The organism is Neobacillus cucumis, assembly GCF_016908975.1.
In the GTDB taxonomy this organism is placed as follows: domain Bacteria; phylum Bacillota; class Bacilli; order Bacillales; family Cytobacillaceae; genus Neobacillus; species Neobacillus cucumis.
The window spans coordinates 21,727-43,418 of the sequence record NZ_JAFBEX010000035.1; the positions used below are offsets into that span (position 1 = coordinate 21,727).

Below are 21,692 nucleotides of genomic sequence, written 5' to 3' on the forward strand. Positions count from 1 at the left end.
TGTTCTTTTTTATGTCTTCTCCTAATAGATCTGTTTCTCTTTTGTGAAAAAGGTTGGGATTTTTTTTAGATGATGTTTCTTGCTTCTTTGCATGATAAAATGAATGAGCTGATATTGAAATATATGACATATAAGATCAATCAACTGAGGGGGGTTATTCATGCTACTAAATATTTTCTTAATCTTTGCTCTTCAATTACTGTATGTTCCTGTCTTGACACTTCGGACCATTTTTTTAGTGAAGAATATGAGCGTGGCAGCTTCAACATTTGGAACACTGGAGGCGCTCATTTATGTATTCGGTCTTTCCTTAGTTTTTTCAGGGCATCAAAGTATTGCTGAAATGGTCGTTTATGCTGTAGGTTTTGGCGTAGGATTATACATCGGTACGCGGATAGAAAGTAAGCTGGCCATTGGTTACACTTGCTTAGTTGTGAATTTAATGGAAATGAATAAGGAACTTATTGCTTTATTAAGAAATAAAGGATTCGGGGTTACCGTCTTTGAAGGGATGGGCCGGGATAGTAAAAGATTTCAATTAGAAATATTAACAAAGCGAAACCGCGAAAATGAAGTGATGGATTTAATCGAAGAATACGAGCCAAGAGCGTTCATCATTTCTTATGAACCGCGTAAATTTAAAGGCGGTTATTTAATTAAGGCGATGAAAAAGCATTGGAAAAAAAGTAACACTGTTAAACAAATGTAAATCATTAGGAAAATTGAAAAAGGATTGTGTATTTTTATAAGACAACCTCACAATCCTTTTTTATTTCACAGAGATACCCTCCCCTTCGTCGCACCGTATCGTTGGGCGATACAGCTTGCAAATTAATCTAAAAACCCTCATATTTAATAGAAAAGGAGGAGCGATATGCGAAGTGATATACAACCGAATGAACGTGCATTCTCTACTAAGGAAGTAGCAGAGGAAGTGGGGATTGCCACACCTACTGTTCGAAAGTACGGCCAAATCTTAGAGCGGAATGGGTATGAATTTTTAAAAGATGGTGATCGGCGTATTTTTGTTCAATCTGACCTTGAAGCGCTCATAGCGTTACGCGATACAGACAAAGCCTTGGACGATACAGCTAAAGATCTTGTGAACCAACAAAAGGAAAGATTAGAAGAATCTAATAAAACAGAGATTGCTATATCCGATACATATCAAAATTCACCCCAAAACCCCAATCAATTAGAAGAGGTTTTACTGTTTTTGGTCAAAGAGCTTGCTGCAACAAAAGAAATGAATGTCCAACTGACAAACGATATGTCTCAACTTAAAGTAACCGTTTCCCGACTTCAGCAAGATCATCATGTTATAAGCTCTAGTATTGGAAATTCAGCGCAAAAAACACATGCTAAAATTGAGAAATTAACTGAACAACAAAAATCATACTATGAAACTTTGCTGCAACAAGAAATAGAAAAAAGTGAATTCCTGCAAAAAGAATTACAAGATTTGCGGGATGAGCAAAAAAAAGAATGGCATTCACAAAATGAATTTAATAAACGTTTAGAAGAAGCGATACAAAGGCCTAAAGAAAAATGGGGCTGGATTTTCTCGTTATTTCAAAAATGAGGTGTTTATACCACTTTGAAGCGCATATAGCGCTAAGTGATATGGACACGCCCTTAGCCGATATGATACCCTGCTTAAAGTAACCGTTTCCCGGCCCCACTATGTCCTCTATTTGTTTTGACAATTCACATTGAATTTTTTCAAATTCCAACAAATTCCCGGGAAATATCTACAAATTCGGAGTAGATATCGACAAATATTCACTAAAAAAAAACGGGTAGCTGCTAAAGATATTTTCACTAAACCGCTAGTCACTACCTACTAATATAATCTTTATGTTTCAAAATCTCTATGGTGGATATAGTAATATACATCATCATTTTAAGGAGGCTTTTGAACATGGAGAATCTACTTCAAAATCAGGTGGCTTTTGTTACAGGAGCTGGCTCAGGGATAGGAAGGGCTGCGGCGCTAAAGCTTGCTCAAAATGGGGGAAAGATTGCTTTAATAGATTTGCATAAAGAAAACGTAGAAGAAGTGAAAAATCAAATCGAGGAAATGGGAAGCGAAGCGCTTGTCTTGGAAGCCAATGCTTCTGACCCGAAGGAAGTAGAGAACTGTTATAAAAAGACCATTGATCAGTGGGGAAGACTAGATGTTGTCTTTGCCAACGCGGGGATTAATGGGGAAGTTGCACCGATAGAAGACTTGGAGCCGGAGGATTGGGATTTAACCATTTCTAATAACTTAACGAGTACCTTTTTAACAGTAAAATATGCAATCCCGCATTTGAAGACAAGTGGGGGAAGTATCATTATTACTAGTTCCATTAATGGAAACAGGATCTATAAAAATATTGGAATGTCTGCATATAGCACCTCCAAAATTGGCCAGATGGGCTTTGGAAAAATGGCGGCTCTTGAGCTAGCCAACTATGGTATTAGAGTCAACATTATCTGCCCAGGAGCAATTGAAACAAATATAAATGAAAACACCTGGAAAGAAAACGAAAAGTTAAAAAAAGTGGAAATTCCTATTAATTATCCAAAAGGAAACCAACCATTGGAACACAAACCAGGAAAAGCTGAACAAGTCGCCGACCTAGTCTTATTTCTTGCTTCCAACCACTCAAACCACATAACTGGAAGTGAAATCTACATTGACGGGGCGGAATCTCTTTTATAATGAAACAATACAACAATATTATAAGGTGCCTGTCACCCCAAAAAATGTCCACATACTGTGGACATTTTTTGGGGCTTATAAACATTGTAGATTGGTTCTGGTCCATACATATATTTTATCTTAATCCTTGGGAAGGTAAGCCCAAACGGATACACCGCCGCCGTTAACAGGGAAAGTGGCGTATCCATCCTCTTCGATCGTAATTTGCTCTTCCCTTGAGTTAGTCACGTCTACCCATGTTTCTCCAGCCTTCCTTTCGCCCACGTACATTCTTTTCTCACCATCTTCTCCATTGGAGATAACAACTGCACAACCTGAATGTTTAAGTTCTTTAACACCCAGTCGAGCCCACCCAATAGTATTTGGATGGTCGAAGTAATCATGCTGTTCTCCGTATGCTTTATCGTATCGGGCGAAGAGGAGGCGATCGAGGATTTCTTTATTTCCTTCTGTTGGCTCTGGACCTTTGATTCCGTAATAATCTCCATAGAAGAGACACGGATTTCCTCCTTTTCTAAGGAGAATCAGGGCATATGCACTTGGCTTAAACCAGTCCTGTACCCACGATTCGAGTGATTGTTGGGGCTGAGTGTCATGATTATCAACGAAGGTAACAGCATTCCCAGGGTGGGAATTTACTAGTGTACCCTCGAAAATACGGGTTAAATCAAAATCACTGCCTTCATTGGAGGCTTGATGCAGCTTATAATGCAAGGGGACATCAAACAATTCTATCTGATAATCAACATGGTCAAGGTATTTCTGACATGCATGAAGATTAGTTTTCCAAACTTCACCGACAAAGTAAAAATCATCGCCTCGGTGTTTACGCAACTCTTCCACAAACTCATGGATAAAATAATAATTTATATGCTTGATGGCATCAAGGCGGTATCCATCGCAATTAATGGTATCTGTCAGCCATTTTCCCCAATCTATCATTTCTTTTTTTATTTCAGGAAGTTCATAGTTAATATCGGCAAGCATAAGATAGTCATAATTTCCGTATTCATCATCCACATGTTTACTCCAATCCTTGTTTTCTCCAAGGATTTTAAATATTCCTGATTTCCCTGTCTTTTCATCATAATCTGTTCCATTAAAATGCTCAAAATTCCATTCAAAAGAAGAATATTTTCCCTCACGCCCTGGAAAGGTAAATTTTGTCCATGCTTCAATTTCAAAGGGCTCGGATATTTCTTTGGTCCGGTCCTCCTGGTCCACTTCAATCACTTTAATTAACTCCGTCTCGTCAGCACCTGCTTTATGGTTCATGACTACATCTGCATATACTTTCATGCCGACCTTTTGACATGCCGCTATTGCTTCTATTAGTTCATGTTTAGTCCCGTACTTTGTCCGGGTGGAGCCTTTTTGATCAAATTCACCTAGATCATATAAATCATATGGAGCATAGCCATTATCCTCAGGCGAGGTCGCTTTTGTCACGGGTGGTATCCAGAGGGATGTAATTCCTTTTTCTTTTAATTCTGGCGCCATTTCCTTTAGACGTCTCCAATGGCTTCCATCTGGTTCTAGATGCCATTCGAAAAATTGCAGTATTGTGTGGTTTCTTTCCATGTTCCTGTCCTCCTAGTTTCATCAATTATTAGGTATATGAATATTACCCGGTTTGACACCCAACAAATCCTGCAAAAACATTTAGAATTTAATTAAAGCGATGAAAAGGCATTTGAGAAAAGGAAGCACTGTTAAACTAATGAAACTTGTTTTGAATCTATGAAGTTAAATAATGATGGGGAAATTTCAACTTAAAGAAAAGGTCTACATCTAAAAAAATTTATTGTATGATGTACTCAAGTGAATAAATACTATTGAAGATTGTTACTGATAATGCAGGCAAGACTTCAACAAAAACGGGGATACTATTATTCCTTTATTTGTTGAAGTCTTGCCTTTTTTACTTCTCAGTATGGGGGGAGATACGTGGTAATAACACAGGTAATCAATAATAATATTGCCATAAGTATAGATGACCAAGGGGATGAAGTAATCCTTATAGGCAAGGGCTTGGCATTTGGTAAGAAAAAAGGAGATTTGATCGATAATAAAAAAGTTTGAAAAACGGTTTTATTTAGAAGATAAAGGCCTATATGCTAAATTCAAAAAGCTCTTACAAGAAGTTTCCATAGAAGATATAAATATTGCAGATGATATTATCAGTTTAGCAAAAAGAAGACTAAAAAAAGATTTAAATGAAAGCATTTATATTTCATTGCCTGATCATATCAGTCTTGCTGTTAATCGAACAAGAGATGGCCTGAATGTAAAGAATGGATTACTTTGGGAAATTAAAAAGCTGTATAAAGAAGAATACGCAGTAGCACAAGAAGCTGTTCAAATGATTAACGAAAGATGTAAAGTAGAGCTTGGCGAAGATGAAGCAGGATTTATAGCTTTTCACTTTGTTAATGCTGAATTGAACAGTGGAATGAACGCGATTACAAAGATAACTAGGTTTATAAAGGATGTTTTAAACATTGCCAGTTATCAGCTGAATATGGTGATTGACGAAGAGTCATTAAGTGCTTTCCGGTTTATCACCCATTTGAAGTTTTTTGCACAAAGAATCTTTTCGCAAGAGATAACCGAAAATGTGGAAGATACGTTTTTATATGAAGTGGTAAAGGAAAGATATTCAAAAGCTTTTGAAATCACTCAAAAAATAAAGGCGCATATCAGTAAAGAATACTCTTATCATATATCCGATATGGAAGCAACATATTTAACGGTTCATATTCAGCGTTTGTTAGAAAGAAAAAATTAAATAGCAACTATTCAAACTTGTTACTCTTCGGGAGGCTAGACTTGGATCCAATCTAAAGATTGTCGATTTGACAATTATTTTAGGTTCGTTCCAAGTCTTTTTTATATTTTTAGGAGGTGCTTTTAATGGATTACCAAAAATTAGCCAGAGATATTGTTCAACATATTGGTGGAGAAGAGAATATCTCTGATATGTATCATTGTGCAACACGTCTTCGTTTTACGCTGAAAGATAATAATAAAGCGAATCGAGATGTAGTGGAAAGACTTGAGGGTGTTATTACTGTAGTTGAAAGTGGTGGGATGTTCCAAGTAGTAATAGGCAATAATGTTGCCTCCGTTCATGATGCCATTTATGAGCAAACGGGTTTAGAGAAAAATGACTCAAATAAGAGCGGTGGAACAAAAGGAAATCCTTTTGGAAGATTTATCGATTTAATCTCAGGGATATTCAGTCCTCTTTTGGGATTATTAGCAGGTGCTGGTTTACTTAAGGGAGTAGTGGCCATTCTTGCTAACTTTAAATTAGTAGATCCAACAGGCGGAACCTATCGAATTCTTGCTGCTGCAGGTGATAGTTTCTTCTATTTCCTACCGATTTTCTTAGCATTTACAGCTTCTAGAAAGTTTAAAGTGAATCAATTTTTAGCTGTAGCCATTGCTGGCGGTTTAATCTACCCAGATTTAGTGGCTGCATTTTCAGCGAAAGAATCGCTTAGCTTTATCGGAATCCCAGTTATTTTAGCAAAATACAGCAGTACAGTTATTCCTGTTATTCTAGCTGTTTGGGTATTGAAATATGTTGAAGGCTTCTTCAAAAAGATTCTTCATGATAGTGTTCGAAATTTATTAACTCCATTTTTCAGCTTGGTTATTATGCTGCCTTTATCGTTGATTGTCATTGGTCCAATTGCAACATACGCTAGTAACACTTTAGCGAATGGATATTTGTTTATTCATGATTTAAGTCCTTTAGTATCAGGGATCGTAATGGGAGCTTTCTGGCAGGTTCTTGTCATATTTGGTCTACATTGGGGCTTTGTGCCGCTTGAGCTCAATAATATTTCCAAATTTGGTCGTGATACAATTGGGCCAATGTGCGGTCCAGCCGTTGCAGCCCAAGCTGGTGCATCACTTGGAGTGTTTTTTAAATCAAAAAATAAAAATATGAAAAGTTTATCTTTCTCAGCTTTTATTACAGGGTTATTTGGTATTACCGAGCCAGCTGTTTATGGTGTTACCTTAAAGTTAAAAAGACCATTTATTATTGCTTGTATATCTGGAGCGTTTGGCGGAGGGATTGCAGGTGGATTCGGCTCTGGAGCCATTGCCGTTGCCACCAAAAGTGTGTTAACATTCCCAGTCTTTTTTGGTCATGGATTTATAGCTTACATTGGCGCTTACTTCCTTGCCATGATTTTAGCTTGTGTTCTTACTGTTGTAATTGGATTTAAAGAAGAACTTGATGAGGATCAAGCAACAAAAACCAAAACTTCTAAGGAAGTATTGATTAAACAAGAAAGTATTAGCAGCCCATTAACAGGTCTGGCTAAACCTCTAGTAGAAATTAGTGACCCTGTATTTGCAAACGAATCAATGGGAAAAGGAATTGCCATCATTCCGGAAGATGGAAAGGTATACTCACCTGTCGATGGAACAGTAACTATGGCTTTTCCGACAAAACATGCTTATGGTTTTACATCAAACGCTGGTGGTGAAGTATTGATTCATATTGGAATGGATACAGTTAAGTTAAATGGAGAAGGGTTTACGAGTTATGTAGAAACTGGTTCTAAAGTGAAAAAGGGTGATTTAATTGCCGAGTTTGATTTAAAAAAATTAAAGCAGCTTGGCTATGATTTAACTACTCCTGTAGTAGTTACAAATTCGAATAAGTATTTAGATATTCTTCCATTAAATAAAAAACAGATCGTACATGGAGAAGAAACTTTATCTCTATTAATTTAAAACCATAAATTACAATTAAGACTTACATTAAAGGGGGAATATGCCAATTTACATATCCCCCTTGGGTATTTAAGTTTTAATCAACAATGAAGAAATTAACACTTTGAGTAAGGTTTACATTAAAGAGCTTATACTGTATTATGTACTCAAGTAAATAAATTGGATTGAAGATTGTTACTGATATATGCAGGCAAGACTTCGACAAGCATAGGGATACTTTTCCTTATATTTGTTGAGGTCTTGCTTTTTTTTTAGAAAAAAAACGGGAGGCATGATTATGTTTCAATTGAAAAACAAATTTCCAGAAAACTTTTTATGGGGTGGAGCAACTGCTGCTAATCAAATTGAAGGTGGAAGTGATGTTGGTGGTAAGGGTCTGTCTGTAGCTGATGTCTATATCTTTGACCCCAAGATGCCAAAAGAAAATTGGACCGATCAATGGCATATGATGACGCATAAGCAAGTAGAAGAAGCACAAAATCCTAATAGTACAAAGTATTATCCAAAAAGATATGGAATAGATTTTTACCATAATTATAAAGAAGATATTGCTTTATTTGCCGATATGGGTTTTAAAGTGTATCGTATGTCTCTTGCTTGGACAAGGATTTTTCCAAATGGGGACGAATTAGAGCCAAATGAAGAAGGCCTAGCATTTTATGAACGTGTTTTTGATGAATTAAATAAACACGGAATTGAACCGCTTGTATCATTGTCTCATTATGAAATGCCACTTCACCTCGCAACCGAGTATGGTGGTTGGGTGAACCGTAAAGTGATTGATTTTTATGTTCGTTTTGCAACTACTGTATTTAAAAGATATAAAGATAAAGTAAAATATTGGGTTACATTCAATGAAATCAACTGTGTAAAGCATCATCCTTGGACAAGTATTGGTGTTGTAGAAGAGAATCACCCACACATAGAACAAGCAAAGTTCCAAGGGGCACATCATCAATTTGTTGCAAGTGCTTTGGCAATAAAAGCATGGAAGGAAATCAATCCTGAAGTTAAAGTAGGTTGTATGATCAGCTACCAACTTCTTGTTCCATACAGCTGTGATCCAGACGATATTCAAAAGACAGTAGAAAAGCAACGTGAATCGTTGTTCTTTACTGATGTCCAAGCAAGAGGGTATTACCCAGCTTACACTGCTAGAATGTTAGCAGAAAGAAATGTTGTGCTAGAAACACAACCCGAAGATGAACAAATCATGAGAGAGAATCCAGTTGATTTTGTATCCTTCAGTTACTATATGTCCAGTGCAGTTAGTGCTCATCCAGAAAATTTAGAAGGAGCGGTTGGCAACCTAATCACTGGAGGAGTCGAAAATCCATATTTGCCGAAAAGTGAATGGGGATGGCAGATTGACCCTAAGGGTTTACGATCTGCTTTAAATCAATTATATGATCGCTATCAAAAGCCGCTATTTATTGCCGAAAATGGCTTAGGAGCAGTAGACGTAGTGGAAGAAGACGGGAAAATTAATGACGATTACCGAATTGATTATTTAAGAGAACACATCAAACAAATAAAGGAAGCCATTAAAGATGGTGTAGATGTATTTGGCTATACGAGTTGGGGGTGTATTGATATGATTAGTGCATCAACAAGCCAAATGTCAAAACGATATGGATACATTTATGTTGATCAAGACGATATGGGCAGAGGCACAAAGCGCCGCATTAAGAAGAAATCATTTGATTGGTATAAAAATGTAATTGCTAGTAATGGTGAACAATTAGATTAAGTCTAAAAGGGACCAACATGGTCCTTTTTCACTTCCTCATCTAGAATAGCGGCTGGTTTGCTCTAAAGAAAGTTCGGATTGAAAATTTTGAATTTTTACTATTATTAGATATATTATTTTAAAAGAAATGGGGGGAATCATGAATGAATGGAATGATGCTTTTTTTATGTATGATTTGGGGTTTTAATTTTGTCGTTATGAAACAGGGCAATGGCGTATTCCCACCTGTTTTGTTTGCAGCCTATCGGTTTTTGCTTGGTGCAATAGTCCTTTTTGGGTTAAGCTATTTTAAAAGAATCAAACTACCAAGTAAGCGAGAATTGAAATGGTATATTCTTTGCGGCCTTTTGCAGACAACTTATTTTAACATTGCCATCCAAATCTCTTTAAATTATATAAACGCGGGGCTTACTTCTGTTCTAACCTATAGCATGCCGTTGTTTCTTTCGCTTATGGCTCATTATTTCATTCCTGGAGAAAAATTAACTGCTACTAAGACAGTTGGGATATTAATTGGAATATTGGGGCTGTTTTTATCCATGGATATTCATTTTGGAGAAAATATATGGGCTCCCATTCTAGCATTAAGCTCTGCAGTAACATGGGCCCTATCCAGTTTGATTTTTAAAACAAAATTGCAAGGCTGCGATACTGTTCAATTCACTACATGGCAAATGGGCGCGGGAGCTGTTGGCTTGTTTTTGTATTCTATCAGTTTTGAACATGGCCAGTCACACTGGAGTCTAATGGCGGTAGTATACCTTTTATATGCCGGGATTTTAGCATCGGCCATAGCGTTTGTTATATGGTCCCAAATTCTTTCTAAAGTGGAAGCCAGTAAAGCATCCATTTCTTTGCTAATTGTACCCGTAGTTGGTACTCTTTCAGGGTTCCTATTTTTAAAGGAAGGTTTGAATGCTATTACATTAATAGGAATTTTTTTGGTGCTATCAGGAGTTTGGCTGGTTAATAAGGCAGGTTCACCCCGTTTAATGTCACGAATAAAAAGGAATGCCTAAAGAAAAGCATTCCTTCCTTTTTGAATAAATTATTAACTTAATAGTCTGAAAGTGTTATTATATGAATAACATTTTTAATTTGAGATGTTCCTAAGATATAATGGTGATTTCTGGAAAGGGGTAAAAGTTTTGCAGTTTATTTTAATCGTGTTACCTGTTTTCCTTATCTTTGGAACAGGCTTTATTGGACAAAAGTTACTAAAATTAAATGTAAAGTCTATTTCAACCATGGCGCTTTATCTTATGATGCCGTTTTTAACATTCAATACTTTCTATACGAACAAAATAAATAAAGATTATGTTTATATGTTTTTATTTAATATTTTATTGATTAGCGTATTAGTTGTGATTACCTTTATTCTAGCGAAATTATTAAAGGCGGACCGAACCAGTTTGTCTGCCATGCTGCTAGGAACTGCTTTTCCTAATATGGGGAATTACGGTGCTCCGGTTGCCTTGTTTGCCTTCGGGACAAAAGCATTCGATTATGCTGTCGTTACAATGGTTATACAAACTATATTAATTAACACAATCGGCATTTTTATAGCATCTTATGGCAGTGAAAAATCAACTACGGTTAAGAATGCCCTTCTAAACGTGATAAAAATGCCCGTCCTTTATGGTGTAGTGTTAGGATTATTATTCCAAATGCTACATATAACATTGCCATCAACCCTTACCGATGGTATTCGTTTACTTGGCTCTGCCTCGATTCCAACTGTTACTCTGCTGTTGGGGATGCAATTAGCAGAAATTAAATCACAGAAATTCGAAATGAAATATGTAAACTCGATTACCTTGATTCGAATGGTTATATCTCCAATCTTAATTGCGGCATTGGTTAGCTTTATGCCTGTAAGTCATTTAGTCAAAAATGTTTTTATTCTGTTAGCAGCGATGCCGATTGCCGCCAATACGACGCTCTTGGCGGTTCAATTTAATACCAAGCCTAACTTAGTTTCCTATATCACTTTAGTTACAACTTTAATTAGTCTAGTGTCGATTCCGATCACGCTCTATTTTTTAGGATAAAAAATATACGATTGTAATCGCGAATCAAATCTAGAATACGGATTTTAAAAAAGGTCTTTTACCGTTAATTAATGGTAAAAGTCCTTTTTTATTCATTTTGTCACAGTAAGAAATAATGATATTCCTCAAACACTTCTGCCCAAAAATCCTAGTTTCAAAATAAATATAGAAATAAAGACCTACCAAAGCTTTCAGGCAGACGTGTTTACTGCCCCAGAACTGTATCTAAGTAGTGAACCTAAAGAAGGTCAAAGTGAAGGGAGATAAAAGCCCTGTAGTCGAGACTTCGTTCCCTCCTGAGTGGATCCTGTTTTCGGCCGGACACGTGAAATTCAGTCAGAAGCAGGGAGGACCATCAATCAGCGGTTTTTACTTTGGGAAGAAGTTAATCCAGTATGAAACTCTACGTAAAGAAAAGCCATATACAAATAAGCAAATTCGAGGGCGCATATTATATTTTTTTTTGAATTATAAGCGAACGATTTCATGTTGAATTCCCTCTTAAGTAATTTTGTAATCATTAAACTATCTATTCTGTAATTGCTAATCAGTTATATTTTCATGTTGGTAGACTTTTGAAATCATTCAGCTTTTCTTAAATTGAATATACAACCTTGTGAATTTTCTGTTAGCTCCCCTGTCAGTATATCTGACAGGGTTTTTTGTTTAATAGTTTTGTGGGGATGACCTGAATCTATTTAATAAATAAATTCTTTCTTAAAACTGATATCATTTGCGTAGAAAATCAACCAAATTTACAAGTATGTATACAATTTGGTCTTTGATCCAATTATTAAAAACATTGTCGATTTTTTACGAAAAATAATTCTTTATTGAATTCGTTTTCAATGTGTAGAATCGGATTTATCAACTAAATATTATGAAAATTATTTTTTTTCACGTAAGTTATAGAATTTCGAATATATTAATTAATAGGGTAAAAATAATTATTGCATTTAGTATTTTCGAAATATGATAAATAAACAAGGTTAGTAAAAAGATTTGGTTGTAATAAACGGATAGAGAGGAGGAAGAATTTTTTGTCCAACCGGGACACTTTTTGTCCTTGTGGGATCGATTTTGTCCCTGTTTCCTTTTAATAAACGGGGTATTCATTCTATATTATCCAGTCATACCCCAAGAGACTCCAATATGATGTGTACTAAATTGGAATTAAGTGGTAAAAAGCACAAATTAGTTAACTGAAAAAGCACATAATCCATATTTTTTAAAAAATTTAAATATATACTCTAAAATTCAAGGGGGATTTATTATGCCAACAAACGTATTATCCTTAACAGCTTATCCATTTTATATAGATGGGGAGTGGAGAGAAAGTAAGTCTGGTGAAACAATTAAAATCACTTCGCCATATCTTTATGAAGTGATTGGAGAAGTACAAGCCATTACAACTGAAGAGGTTGATGAGGCAATTCTTTATGCTCATAATGCGCAAAAAAGTTGGGCAGAAACTTCACTTCAAGAACGGGCAAAGTTTTTGTATCAATGGGCAGATGAATTAGAAAACATGCAAGATGAAATTGCCGAAATTATTATGAAAGAAGTAGGAAAAAGCTACAAGGATGCAAAGAGTGAAGTCGTACGTACTGCAACTTTTATTCGATACACGGTAGAAGAAGCAATGCATATGAATGGAGAAAGTTTAAAAGGAGACAGCTTTCCAGGTGGTTCAAAGTCAAAGATTGCGATTGTTGATCGTGTCCCGCTTGGGGTAGTCTTGGCCATCCCTCCGTTTAACTATCCGGTTAACTTAGCTGCAGCTAAACTGGCACCGGCACTTATTTCAGGAAATGCAGTCATTTTTAAACCTGCTACACAAGGAGCAATCAGTGGAATCAAAATGATTGAAGCTCTTCACAAAGCAAACTTGCCAAAAGGTCTTGTGAATATTGTGACAGGACGCGGTTCTGTTATTGGTGATTACTTGGTTGAGCATGAAGGCATCAATATGATTTCCTTTACAGGTGGCACAAATACTGGTACCCGCTTATCGAAAAAAGCAGGCATGATCCCACTTGTCCTTGAGCTTGGCGGGAAAGATCCCGGGATTGTGCGTGAAGATGCTGATTTAAAAGAAGCGGCGAAACATATTATTAGCGGAGCATTTTCCTATTCCGGTCAGCGCTGTACAGCAATTAAACGCGTATTAGTGCATAACAACGTGGCAGACGAGCTTGTTACGTTTTTAAAAGAAGAAATTGAAAAATTGGCGGTCGGCTCTCCGGAAGAAGGCAGCACGGTAGTCCCGTTAATTGATGAACAATCTGCTGACTTCGTTCAAGGGTTAATTGAGGATGCGATTGAAAAAGGGGCAACTCTTTTAGCAGGAAATAAGCGTGAACGCAATTTAATTTACCCTACTCTACTCGATCATGTAACAGAAGATATGGCTGTAGCTTGGGAAGAACCGTTCGGACCTGTGCTGCCAATCATCCGGGTATCTTCTGATGAGGAAGCGATCGCTATTGCCAACAAGTCTGAATTTGGTTTACAGGCAAGTGTCTTCACAAAAGACATTAATAAAGCATTTGCGATTGCAAATAAAATGGAAACAGGCTCTGTCCAAATTAACGGGCGTACAGAACGTGGACCAGACCATTTCCCATTTATCGGAGTAAAAGGATCCGGTATGGGAGCACAAGGAATCCGAAAGAGTATTGAATCGATGACACGTGAAAAAGTCACTGTATTAAATCTTGCAGAGTAATCTATATTTGTAAAATTGTAGCGTGAATTCCAAATAGGGGGGTCTTGTAGACCCTTCTTTGTTTATTTCCTTTAAAGATTTAAAAGCAATTAGCGTTGTATTGGGCGCCAGCAGCCCAGAAGCGGACAAATTCATACTATGTACCTTATGAATTACAAGCAGACTATTTGGCAAGCGTTTGGGATCACTATGCACAAGGAAAGGGTTTCGTAACATTATCTTAGTTGAAGAAATAAACCCGGACATCAAGAAAAACTGAGTCCGCGCTATTAGAAGGAATGGAAGAAGCGAGCGTAACGATTTATGAACAATATCTTTTTAACAGAGGCTTCGAAAAGGAACATGGAAAGAAACGCATGAATTGTGGGAAAATTTAATTAAATAGACAATCGCTTGACCTGAAAAACTACCTATTGTTACAATAAGTTTTAATTCAATGTCTAGCTCCAGGCGCCATCGGCTCGAGGTCACAAGCCAATCCGGCATGAAGGTAAAAACCAACCTTCATGCCGGCTCGTCTTGTGCTTGTCGCCGAAGACTAAGCGCCTTGCGCTTTTCTAATAGGGTATTTTACCTTCATATATCCTCGAAAATAGGGTTCGAGAGTCTCTACCGGGCTGCCGTAAATGGCCTGACTATGAAGGCGGAATTTAGTAGCGATTTTTTTGCGAGATAACTAGAATTCTGCCTTCCTATTTATTTTGGGGAGAGGATTCTAGTTTTTTTTATTTTTTCGCTTTTTGGTATAAGCTAGTAATACAATTAAGAAAATTGAGGGGTGGCTGTTTTGACAGAAAAGCAAGATTTAATTGTAGTATTGGACTTTGGAAGCCAATATAACCAACTGATTACCCGTCGAATCCGTGAGTTTGGTGTATACAGTGAATTACATCCACATACGATTACGGCAGACGAAATCCGTAAAATGAATCCAAAGGGGATTATTTTCTCAGGTGGTCCAAACAGTGTTTATGATGAAAATTCATTCCGCTGTGACGAAGCCATATTTGAAATGGGCTTGCCTATTTTAGGAATTTGTTACGGGATGCAGTTAATGACTGTTCATTTTAACGGAAAAGTGGAAAAAGCACAGCATCGTGAGTATGGGAAGGCAACAATGACTGTTGAACAACCATCAGCCTTATTTGCTGATATGCCAGCAGAACAAACGGTTTGGATGAGTCACGGGGATCTTGTTATGGAAGCACCACAAGGGTTCACCGTAAATGGAACAAGCCCATCTTGTCCGATTGCATCCATGAGTGATGAGAGCCGTAAACTTTATGCAGTTCAATTCCATCCTGAAGTACGTCATTCGGTTTATGGGAATGAACTATTAAAGAACTTTGTGTTTAGTGTTTGTGAGTGCAATGGTAATTGGTCAATGGAGAACTTTATCGAAATGGAAATGGCGAAAATTCGCGAGACCGTTGGAGACAAAAAAGTTCTTTGTGCATTGAGCGGCGGAGTGGATTCTTCCGTTGTAGCTGTGTTAATTCATAAGGCAATTGGCGATCAATTAACCTGTATTTTTGTTGACCATGGGCTTCTTCGCAAAAATGAAGCGGACAGTGTCATGAAAACTTTCACTGAAGGCTTCCACATGAATGTCATTAAAGTGGATGCAAAAGAGCGCTTCCTCTCTAAATTAGAGGGTGTTTCAGATCCGGAGAAAAAGCGTAAAATCATCGGCAACGAATTTATTTATGTATTTGATGATGAAGCGGCAAAGCTTGAGGGCATCGAGTTTTTAGCACAAGGTACTCTTTACACAGATATTATCGAAAGTGGGACAGCGACAGCTCAAACGATTAAATCGCATCACAATGTGGGCGGTCTTCCAGAAGATATGCAATTTAAATTAATCGAGCCGCTCAATACATTATTTAAAGATGAGGTTCGTGCGCTCGGTACAGAACTAGGAATTCCTGATGATATCGTATGGCGTCAGCCATTCCCAGGTCCTGGACTTGGAATCCGGGTGCTAGGTGCCATTTCAGATGACAAGCTTGAAATTGTCCGCGAATCGGATTGGATTTTACGTGAAGAAATCAAAAAGGCTGGACTTGACCGGGAAATTTGGCAATACTTCACTGTCCTGCCGGATATTCGCAGTGTAGGTGTCATGGGAGATGCAAGGACATATGATTATACAATTGGGATCCGTGCAGTTACATCTATTGATGGGATGACATCTGACTGGGCGCGCATTCCATGGGATGTACTAGAATTAATCTCAACTCGAATTGTAAATGAGGTACCTCACGTAAATCGGGTCGTTTATGATATTACTAGTAAGCCGCCTGCAACAATTGAATGGGAATAGACAATGCATCTGGTCTTAAGTTAAGACGAGCCACACTACTGGCTCGTCTTCTTTTTTTTCTAGGGCTCCTTTGGAGCAGGCGGTGAGAATGACCAATGTCGATTTATGGAAAATAATGATGAATTTTGAAATAATTAAACAAGAATACGAACGATGGTAAAAATAAATATATCATCGTTCGTATTTTTTGTTTACAAGCTGTTTATGACCTGTTAAAATGAAAAAGGAATTAAGGATAACAAATAAATTGCATCGTATAATGTTGGGAATATGGCCCAAAAGTTTCTACCGAGCCACCGTAAATGGCTTGACTACGAGGCAGTCTTTAATAAAGAGGCATTATTCCCTCTATATTATTGAACGAGCCTATAGTCAAACTCCGGTAGAATATACCGGAGTTTTTTTTTGCATAATAAAGAAAAAGATTTGTAGGGGGACAAGAAAGAAATGCAAAAGTATTTTGAGTTTGAGAAATATGGCACAAATTATCGCCGTGAATTTATTGGGGGAATAACGACTTTCTTAGCGATGGCTTATATATTAGTCGTAAACCCGTTAACATTATCACTTGCATCAATAAAAGATTATCCGGATGCGCTTAGAATGGACTACGGTGCCGTATTTGTGGCTACAGCCCTTGCATCTGCCCTTGGTTCCATTGTTATGGGACTGCTTGGAAAGTATCCATTGGCGTTAGCACCTGGTATGGGATTAAATGCTTTCTTTGCCTATACAGTTGTTTTAGGAAGCGGAATACCATGGCAGCATGCACTCGGTGCTGTTCTTATTTCAGGCGTATTTTTCCTTATATTAACACTTACTGGTCTTCGTGAGAAAATCATTAATGCCATTCCTGTGGATTTAAAACATGCAGTTGGCGCAGGTATTGGTTTGTTCATTACTTTTGTTGGCTTACAGGATGCTAAGATTATTGTAAATAATGATGCAACACTTGTTGGTTTAGGGGATTTAACTTCAGGTCCTACGCTTTTAGCTATTTTCGGGATTGTTGTAACAGTCATTATGATGACAAGAGGGATTAACGGTGCTGTTTTCTATGGTATGGTTATTACTGCTATTGTGGGTATGATTTTTGGTGAAATTAAGATGCCAGGGAAAGTGGTAGGAGAAGTTCCAAGCTTATCACCTACGTTTGGGGCAGCATTTTCTTCCTTTAGTGATAGTTCGTTCTATACTACATCAATGCTTGGAATTATCTTAACTTTCTTGTTTGTTGACTTCTTTGATAATGCTGGTACGCTTGTAGCGGTGGCAAACCAAGCGGGGATCATGAAAGACAACAAGCTTCCACGTGCTGGTCGTGCGTTAATTTCTGATTCGATTGCCTCAACTGTTGGTGCGATATTGGGTACTTCAACTACGACATCATATATTGAGTCATCAGCAGGGGTTGCCGCTGGAGCAAGAACGGGATTTGCTTCACTTGTTACGGCTGGACTATTTATCTTATCAATCTTTTTCTTCCCGTTATTATCAGTTGTTACATCTTCTGTAACAGCACCAGCATTAATAATTGTTGGAGTATTGATGGTTTCATCATTAGGTAATATTGACTGGAAACGATTTGAAATTGCAGTGCCAGCTTTCTTAACAATGATTACGATGCCGCTCACATACAGTATTGCTACAGGGATTGCGGTCGGCTTTATTTTCTACCCAATTACGATGATTGTAAAAGGTCGTAGAAAAGAGATTAACCCAATTATGTATTTATTCTTTGTTATCTTTGTATTATATTTTATCCTAAAATAAAATCAGTTAAGGGAACTGTGGACAGCACAGTTCCCTTTTTGTTGTTCGAAAGGTTATAAGTCATTTTTTACAGGATATTCGTATTATTGTCGAACAATGTCGTTGACTTCTAGTGAATCCTTTTATAACATAAAAATATTAAGGGTATTTATGGGGGAAACGGGGGTGATGTTTTGGCAAATTTATTAATCGATAAAGTATTAAATAACAATGTACTAATTGCTGAACATCCATCTTACAAGGAAGTTGTGTTAATTGGGAAAGGGATAGGGTTCAATCGAAAACGAGGGGATTTTATCGAAACAGAGTCTGTAGACAAGCTTTTTGTTTTAAAGGATGGGAAAGAACAGGAAAATTATATTAAGTTGCTCCCGTTTATTGATAGTGACTATCTAGAAGTTATCATTTCTGCGATTGATTTAATCAAACAACAAACACATTCAGACTTGGATGAACATATTCATGTTGCTCTCACAGATCACCTTATGTTTGCACTTACACGAGTATCAAAAGGAATGGAAATGAGAAATCCGTTTTTAGTTGAAACAAAAGCACTGTATCGGCATGAATATGAAATCGCTTCAATGGTGGTAGATCACATTAGCGAAAAGACAGGCATCCGTCTTCCGGTAGGAGAGATTGGGTTTATTGCTTTGCACATTCATAGTGCTAGAACCAATAAGGATTTATCTGAGGTGAATCAACACTCACAGCTTGTCAGTACGTTAGTTAAAATGGTGGAAAATCAATTTGATATTGAAATTGACAGAGAAAGTATTGATTACATGAGGCTTGTCCGTCACCTAAGGTTTGCTATTGGTCGTGTGGTTAAATCAGAGAAGGTAGAAGAACCAGAAAAAATAGCAAACTTATTGAAAGCTGAATATCCTATATGTTACAATCTCGCATGGAAGCTCATTAAAGTAATGCAACAAACATTAAAAATGAAAGTCTTTGATGCGGAAGCAGTGTATCTTACCATGCATTTGCAGAGGCTTCAAAATAAATTCAAATAGAACATGTTATCTTTTTACGTGTTACTGATTCGAACAGGCATGAGTAAAAGAGTATTTAATTAAAATGAGTTTTTGGGGTAGCCTATACCTGAACTTCATTTTAATGGTACTTTACTCATGCCTTTTTTTGTTTTCTTGCAGTAAACGTTTTAGTGGGTAAGCCAATTTAAATAGGAGGTTTAAAATGTTTAAAAATGCATTTGGTGTCTTGCAAAAAGTCGGTAAAGCCCTTATGCTTCCAGTTGCGCTTTTGCCGGCAGCAGGCTTGCTATTGGGAATAGGTAATGCTATTCAACAGCCTACTATGCTGAATTATCTGCCCTTTTTGAATGTGCATTGGATTCAATTGATTGCAAATGTTATGGAGGATGCTGGTTCCGTTATTTTTGGTAACTTAGCACTTATCTTTGCTGCTGGGGTAGCTTTAGGTTTAGCAAGCGACGGTGCTGCTGCTCTTGCTGCGATTGTTGGTTATTTGGTATTAAACCAGGTAATGAGCTCGTGGGCAGGAGTTACCCCTAATATGGTAGGCAGTAATCCGGCCTATGCTACCGTGTTGGGAATTCCGACAATACAGACTGGGGTTTTTGGGGGAATTATCGTTGGCTTAATTGCTGCCTTTGCTTACAATAAATATCATAACATTGAAATGCCGTCCTTCCTTGGATTTTTTGCTGGTAAAAGGTTTGTACCAATCGCAACTGCTGTGTTCTCATTAATTGCTGGTTTATTGTTACTGGTCATTTGGCCGCCAATTCAGCATGGTATGAATAGTGCTTCTGAATGGCTGCTAGGCAGTGGGACATATATAGCTGTATTCTTCTTTGGGTTTGTGAAACGATTACTTATTCCATTTGGATTGCATCACATTTTTTATGCGCCTTTCTGGTATGAGTTCGGTTCGTATAAGACACACTCTGGGCAAATTGTACATGGGGATATGACCATTTTTTTTGCACAATTAAAAGACAATGTGAAACTTACAGCAGGATATTTTATGCAGGGTGAATTCCCGATTATGATGTTTGGTTTACCTGCTGCAGCGCTTGCAATGTATCACACAGCACGTCCTGAAAAGAAAAAGATGGTTGCAGGTTTATTAGGTTCAGCTGCTTTAACATCTTTTCTAACGGGTATTACTGAACCGTTGGAATTTTCATTTTTATTTGTGTCACCCCTGCTATTCTTTATCCATGCAGTGCTAGATGGTCTTTCGTTTGTATTGCTTGCATTGTTTAAGGTTCACTTGGGTTACACATTCTCGGGTGGAGCTATTGACTTTGTATTATTTGGGATTCTCCCAGGTAAAGAACGCTGGTGGATTGCTATTTTATTAGGCTTGGTTTTTGCAGTTATTTATTATTTTGTTTTCCGCTTGGCAATTACAAAGCTAAATCTTAAAACGCCAGGAAGAGAAGATGATACAGAAGTTGCTGCTGAAGAAGCAAAAGGTCAAGCTGGAGATCTTCCTTTTCAAATCCTTGAAGCTATGGGTGGGCAACAAAATATTGCTCATTTAGATGCTTGTATCACTCGTCTTCGTGTATCAGTGAATGACATTCAAAACGTAAACAAAGACGAATTGAAACGCCTTGGTGCTGCAGGTGTACTAGAAGTAGGTAATAATGTTCAAGCGATTTTTGGTCCGCGCTCTGAAACCATAAAAGGCCAGATGCAAGATATTATCTCCGGAAAAAGCCCTCGTGCAGCGGCGCCTGAACAGCAGACTATGCAAACTACTATAGAGGATATACAGGGTATTCCTCAAAATGAAGTAATTGCTGCACCTCTTAATGGGGAAATCAAACCAATTACAGAAGTTCCTGACCAAGTATTTGCTGGTAAAATGATGGGTGATGGTTTTGCGATTATTCCTTCTGATGGTTTGGTTATGTCGCCTGTTAATGGAAAAATTGTTAACCTATTCCCGACGAAACATGCGATTGGTATCCTTTCAGAAACTGGCCGCGAAATCTTAATTCACGTTGGTATTGATACAGTTAATTTAAAAGGTCAAGGTTTCGAAACATTAGTTGGAGAAAACGATAGTGTTGTACAAGGTCAACCACTCTTGAAGTTTGACATTAACTACATTAAAGAACATGCAACATCAACCATTACTCCAGTTGTCTTTACAAACTTAACTGAAAGTGAAAAAGTGGTGATTGTGCAGTCTGGTCAAGTTAAGATCAATCAAGAAGGTATTGTTAAGATTACGAAGTAAGAAGTATATGAGAGAAGTCGGCCGATTTGGTCGGCTTCTTTCTATAATATAATGTATTAAAATGAACAGAAAGTGTATGGGGGGGTTGAAGTTGAAATAAATAATAAAAAATAATTGAAAATTAGTGTTGACCCAGTCTAGCCAAGATGGTATTATATTTAAGCGGTCGTTGAGAAATGGCTAATAACACTTTTGAGATTTAAAAAAAGTTATTGACTTATTATCGACGATATAGTATTCTTATAAAGCTGCTTCTTACGAAGCGTGATTGTTCTTTGAAAACTAAACAAACAAAAACGTCAACAAACAATAATATTCATTTCTTATGAAATGAAGCCAACGTAACAAAATGAGCTAATCAA

At 37.3% G+C, this 21,692-nt stretch carries 15 protein-coding genes, 1 pseudogene and 2 riboswitches; of the genes and pseudogenes, 15 read left to right on the forward strand and 1 reads right to left on the reverse strand.

Features of this window, described 5'->3' with window-relative positions; translation table 11 throughout:
* Window positions 1–160: 160 nt before the first annotated feature.
* The 3 genes from JOC76_RS27120 (at window position 161) to JOC76_RS27130 (ending at window position 2,707) form a co-directional block, all read left to right on the forward strand.
* A complete protein-coding gene (locus JOC76_RS27120) occupies window positions 161–709 on the forward strand; it encodes a DUF2179 domain-containing protein (protein ID WP_205181921.1) in 549 nt (182 codons plus the stop codon).
* A gap of 165 nt (window positions 710–874) precedes the next feature.
* Complete coding sequence (locus JOC76_RS27125) at window positions 875–1,582, forward strand: hypothetical protein (protein WP_205181922.1); 708 nt, start codon at window positions 875–877, stop codon at window positions 1,580–1,582.
* A 339-nt stretch (window positions 1,583–1,921) separates the two neighbouring features.
* The gene (locus JOC76_RS27130; protein WP_205181923.1) at window positions 1,922–2,707 is read left to right on the forward strand and encodes an SDR family oxidoreductase; all 786 of its coding nucleotides are present in this window, start codon (window positions 1,922–1,924) and stop codon (window positions 2,705–2,707) included.
* Between the two features lie 120 nt (window positions 2,708–2,827).
* On the opposite strand, the gene JOC76_RS27135 is transcribed toward JOC76_RS27130, so the two are convergent.
* Entirely contained in the window at window positions 2,828–4,288 is a 1,461-nt protein-coding gene (locus JOC76_RS27135) for an alpha-amylase (protein ID WP_205181924.1), read from the reverse strand.
* Window positions 4,289–4,654: 366 nt separating this feature from the next.
* On the opposite strand from JOC76_RS27135, the gene JOC76_RS30640 reads away from it, so the two are divergent.
* The 12 genes and pseudogenes from JOC76_RS30640 to ptsG all read left to right on the forward strand — a co-directional run bounded on the left by JOC76_RS30640 (window position 4,655) and on the right by ptsG (window position 21,330).
* Entirely contained in the window at window positions 4,655–4,789 is a 135-nt protein-coding gene (locus JOC76_RS30640) for a CAT RNA binding domain-containing protein (RefSeq protein WP_307784775.1), read from the forward strand.
* Window positions 4,790–4,937: 148 nt separating this feature from the next.
* Entirely contained in the window at window positions 4,938–5,495 is a 558-nt protein-coding gene (locus tag JOC76_RS30795; protein WP_307784776.1) for a BglG family transcription antiterminator, read from the forward strand.
* Between the two features lie 125 nt (window positions 5,496–5,620).
* Window positions 5,621–7,462 carry a beta-glucoside-specific PTS transporter subunit IIABC gene (locus JOC76_RS27145; RefSeq protein WP_205181925.1) on the forward strand — a complete coding sequence of 614 codons (1,842 nt, stop codon included), beginning with the start codon at window positions 5,621–5,623 and terminating at the stop codon, window positions 7,460–7,462.
* 277 nt (window positions 7,463–7,739) lie between these two features.
* Window positions 7,740–9,212, forward strand: coding sequence for a glycoside hydrolase family 1 protein (locus JOC76_RS27150; RefSeq protein ID WP_205181926.1), 1,473 nt, complete (start codon window positions 7,740–7,742; stop codon window positions 9,210–9,212).
* 143 nt (window positions 9,213–9,355) lie between these two features.
* Window positions 9,356–10,231, forward strand: coding sequence for a DMT family transporter (locus JOC76_RS27155; RefSeq protein WP_205181927.1), 876 nt, complete (start codon window positions 9,356–9,358; stop codon window positions 10,229–10,231).
* A gap of 129 nt (window positions 10,232–10,360) precedes the next feature.
* Window positions 10,361–11,263 (forward strand): AEC family transporter, encoded by a 903-nt coding sequence (locus JOC76_RS27160; RefSeq protein ID WP_205181928.1) that lies wholly within the window; start codon window positions 10,361–10,363, stop codon window positions 11,261–11,263.
* A gap of 1,273 nt (window positions 11,264–12,536) precedes the next feature.
* Window positions 12,537–13,991, forward strand: coding sequence for an NADP-dependent glyceraldehyde-3-phosphate dehydrogenase (locus tag JOC76_RS27165; RefSeq protein ID WP_205181929.1), 1,455 nt, complete (start codon window positions 12,537–12,539; stop codon window positions 13,989–13,991).
* 211 nt (window positions 13,992–14,202) lie between these two features.
* Window positions 14,203–14,293, forward strand: a pseudogene (locus tag JOC76_RS30995) (AAA family ATPase); the annotation flags it as partial.
* 254 nt (window positions 14,294–14,547) lie between these two features.
* A riboswitch (purine riboswitch) is annotated at window positions 14,548–14,649 on the forward strand.
* 129 nt (window positions 14,650–14,778) lie between these two features.
* Complete coding sequence (gene guaA / locus JOC76_RS27175; protein ID WP_205181931.1) at window positions 14,779–16,317, forward strand: glutamine-hydrolyzing GMP synthase; 1,539 nt, start codon at window positions 14,779–14,781, stop codon at window positions 16,315–16,317.
* A 232-nt stretch (window positions 16,318–16,549) separates the two neighbouring features.
* Window positions 16,550–16,651: riboswitch (purine riboswitch) on the forward strand.
* Between the two features lie 113 nt (window positions 16,652–16,764).
* A complete protein-coding gene (locus tag JOC76_RS27180; protein ID WP_205181932.1) occupies window positions 16,765–18,090 on the forward strand; it encodes an NCS2 family permease in 1,326 nt (441 codons plus the stop codon).
* A gap of 173 nt (window positions 18,091–18,263) precedes the next feature.
* The gene (glcT, locus tag JOC76_RS27185; protein ID WP_205181933.1) at window positions 18,264–19,106 is read left to right on the forward strand and encodes a glucose PTS transporter transcription antiterminator GlcT; all 843 of its coding nucleotides are present in this window, start codon (window positions 18,264–18,266) and stop codon (window positions 19,104–19,106) included.
* Window positions 19,107–19,290: 184 nt separating this feature from the next.
* A complete protein-coding gene (ptsG, locus tag JOC76_RS27190) occupies window positions 19,291–21,330 on the forward strand; it encodes a glucose-specific PTS transporter subunit IIBC (protein ID WP_205181934.1) in 2,040 nt (679 codons plus the stop codon).
* Window positions 21,331–21,692 lie beyond the last annotated feature (362 nt).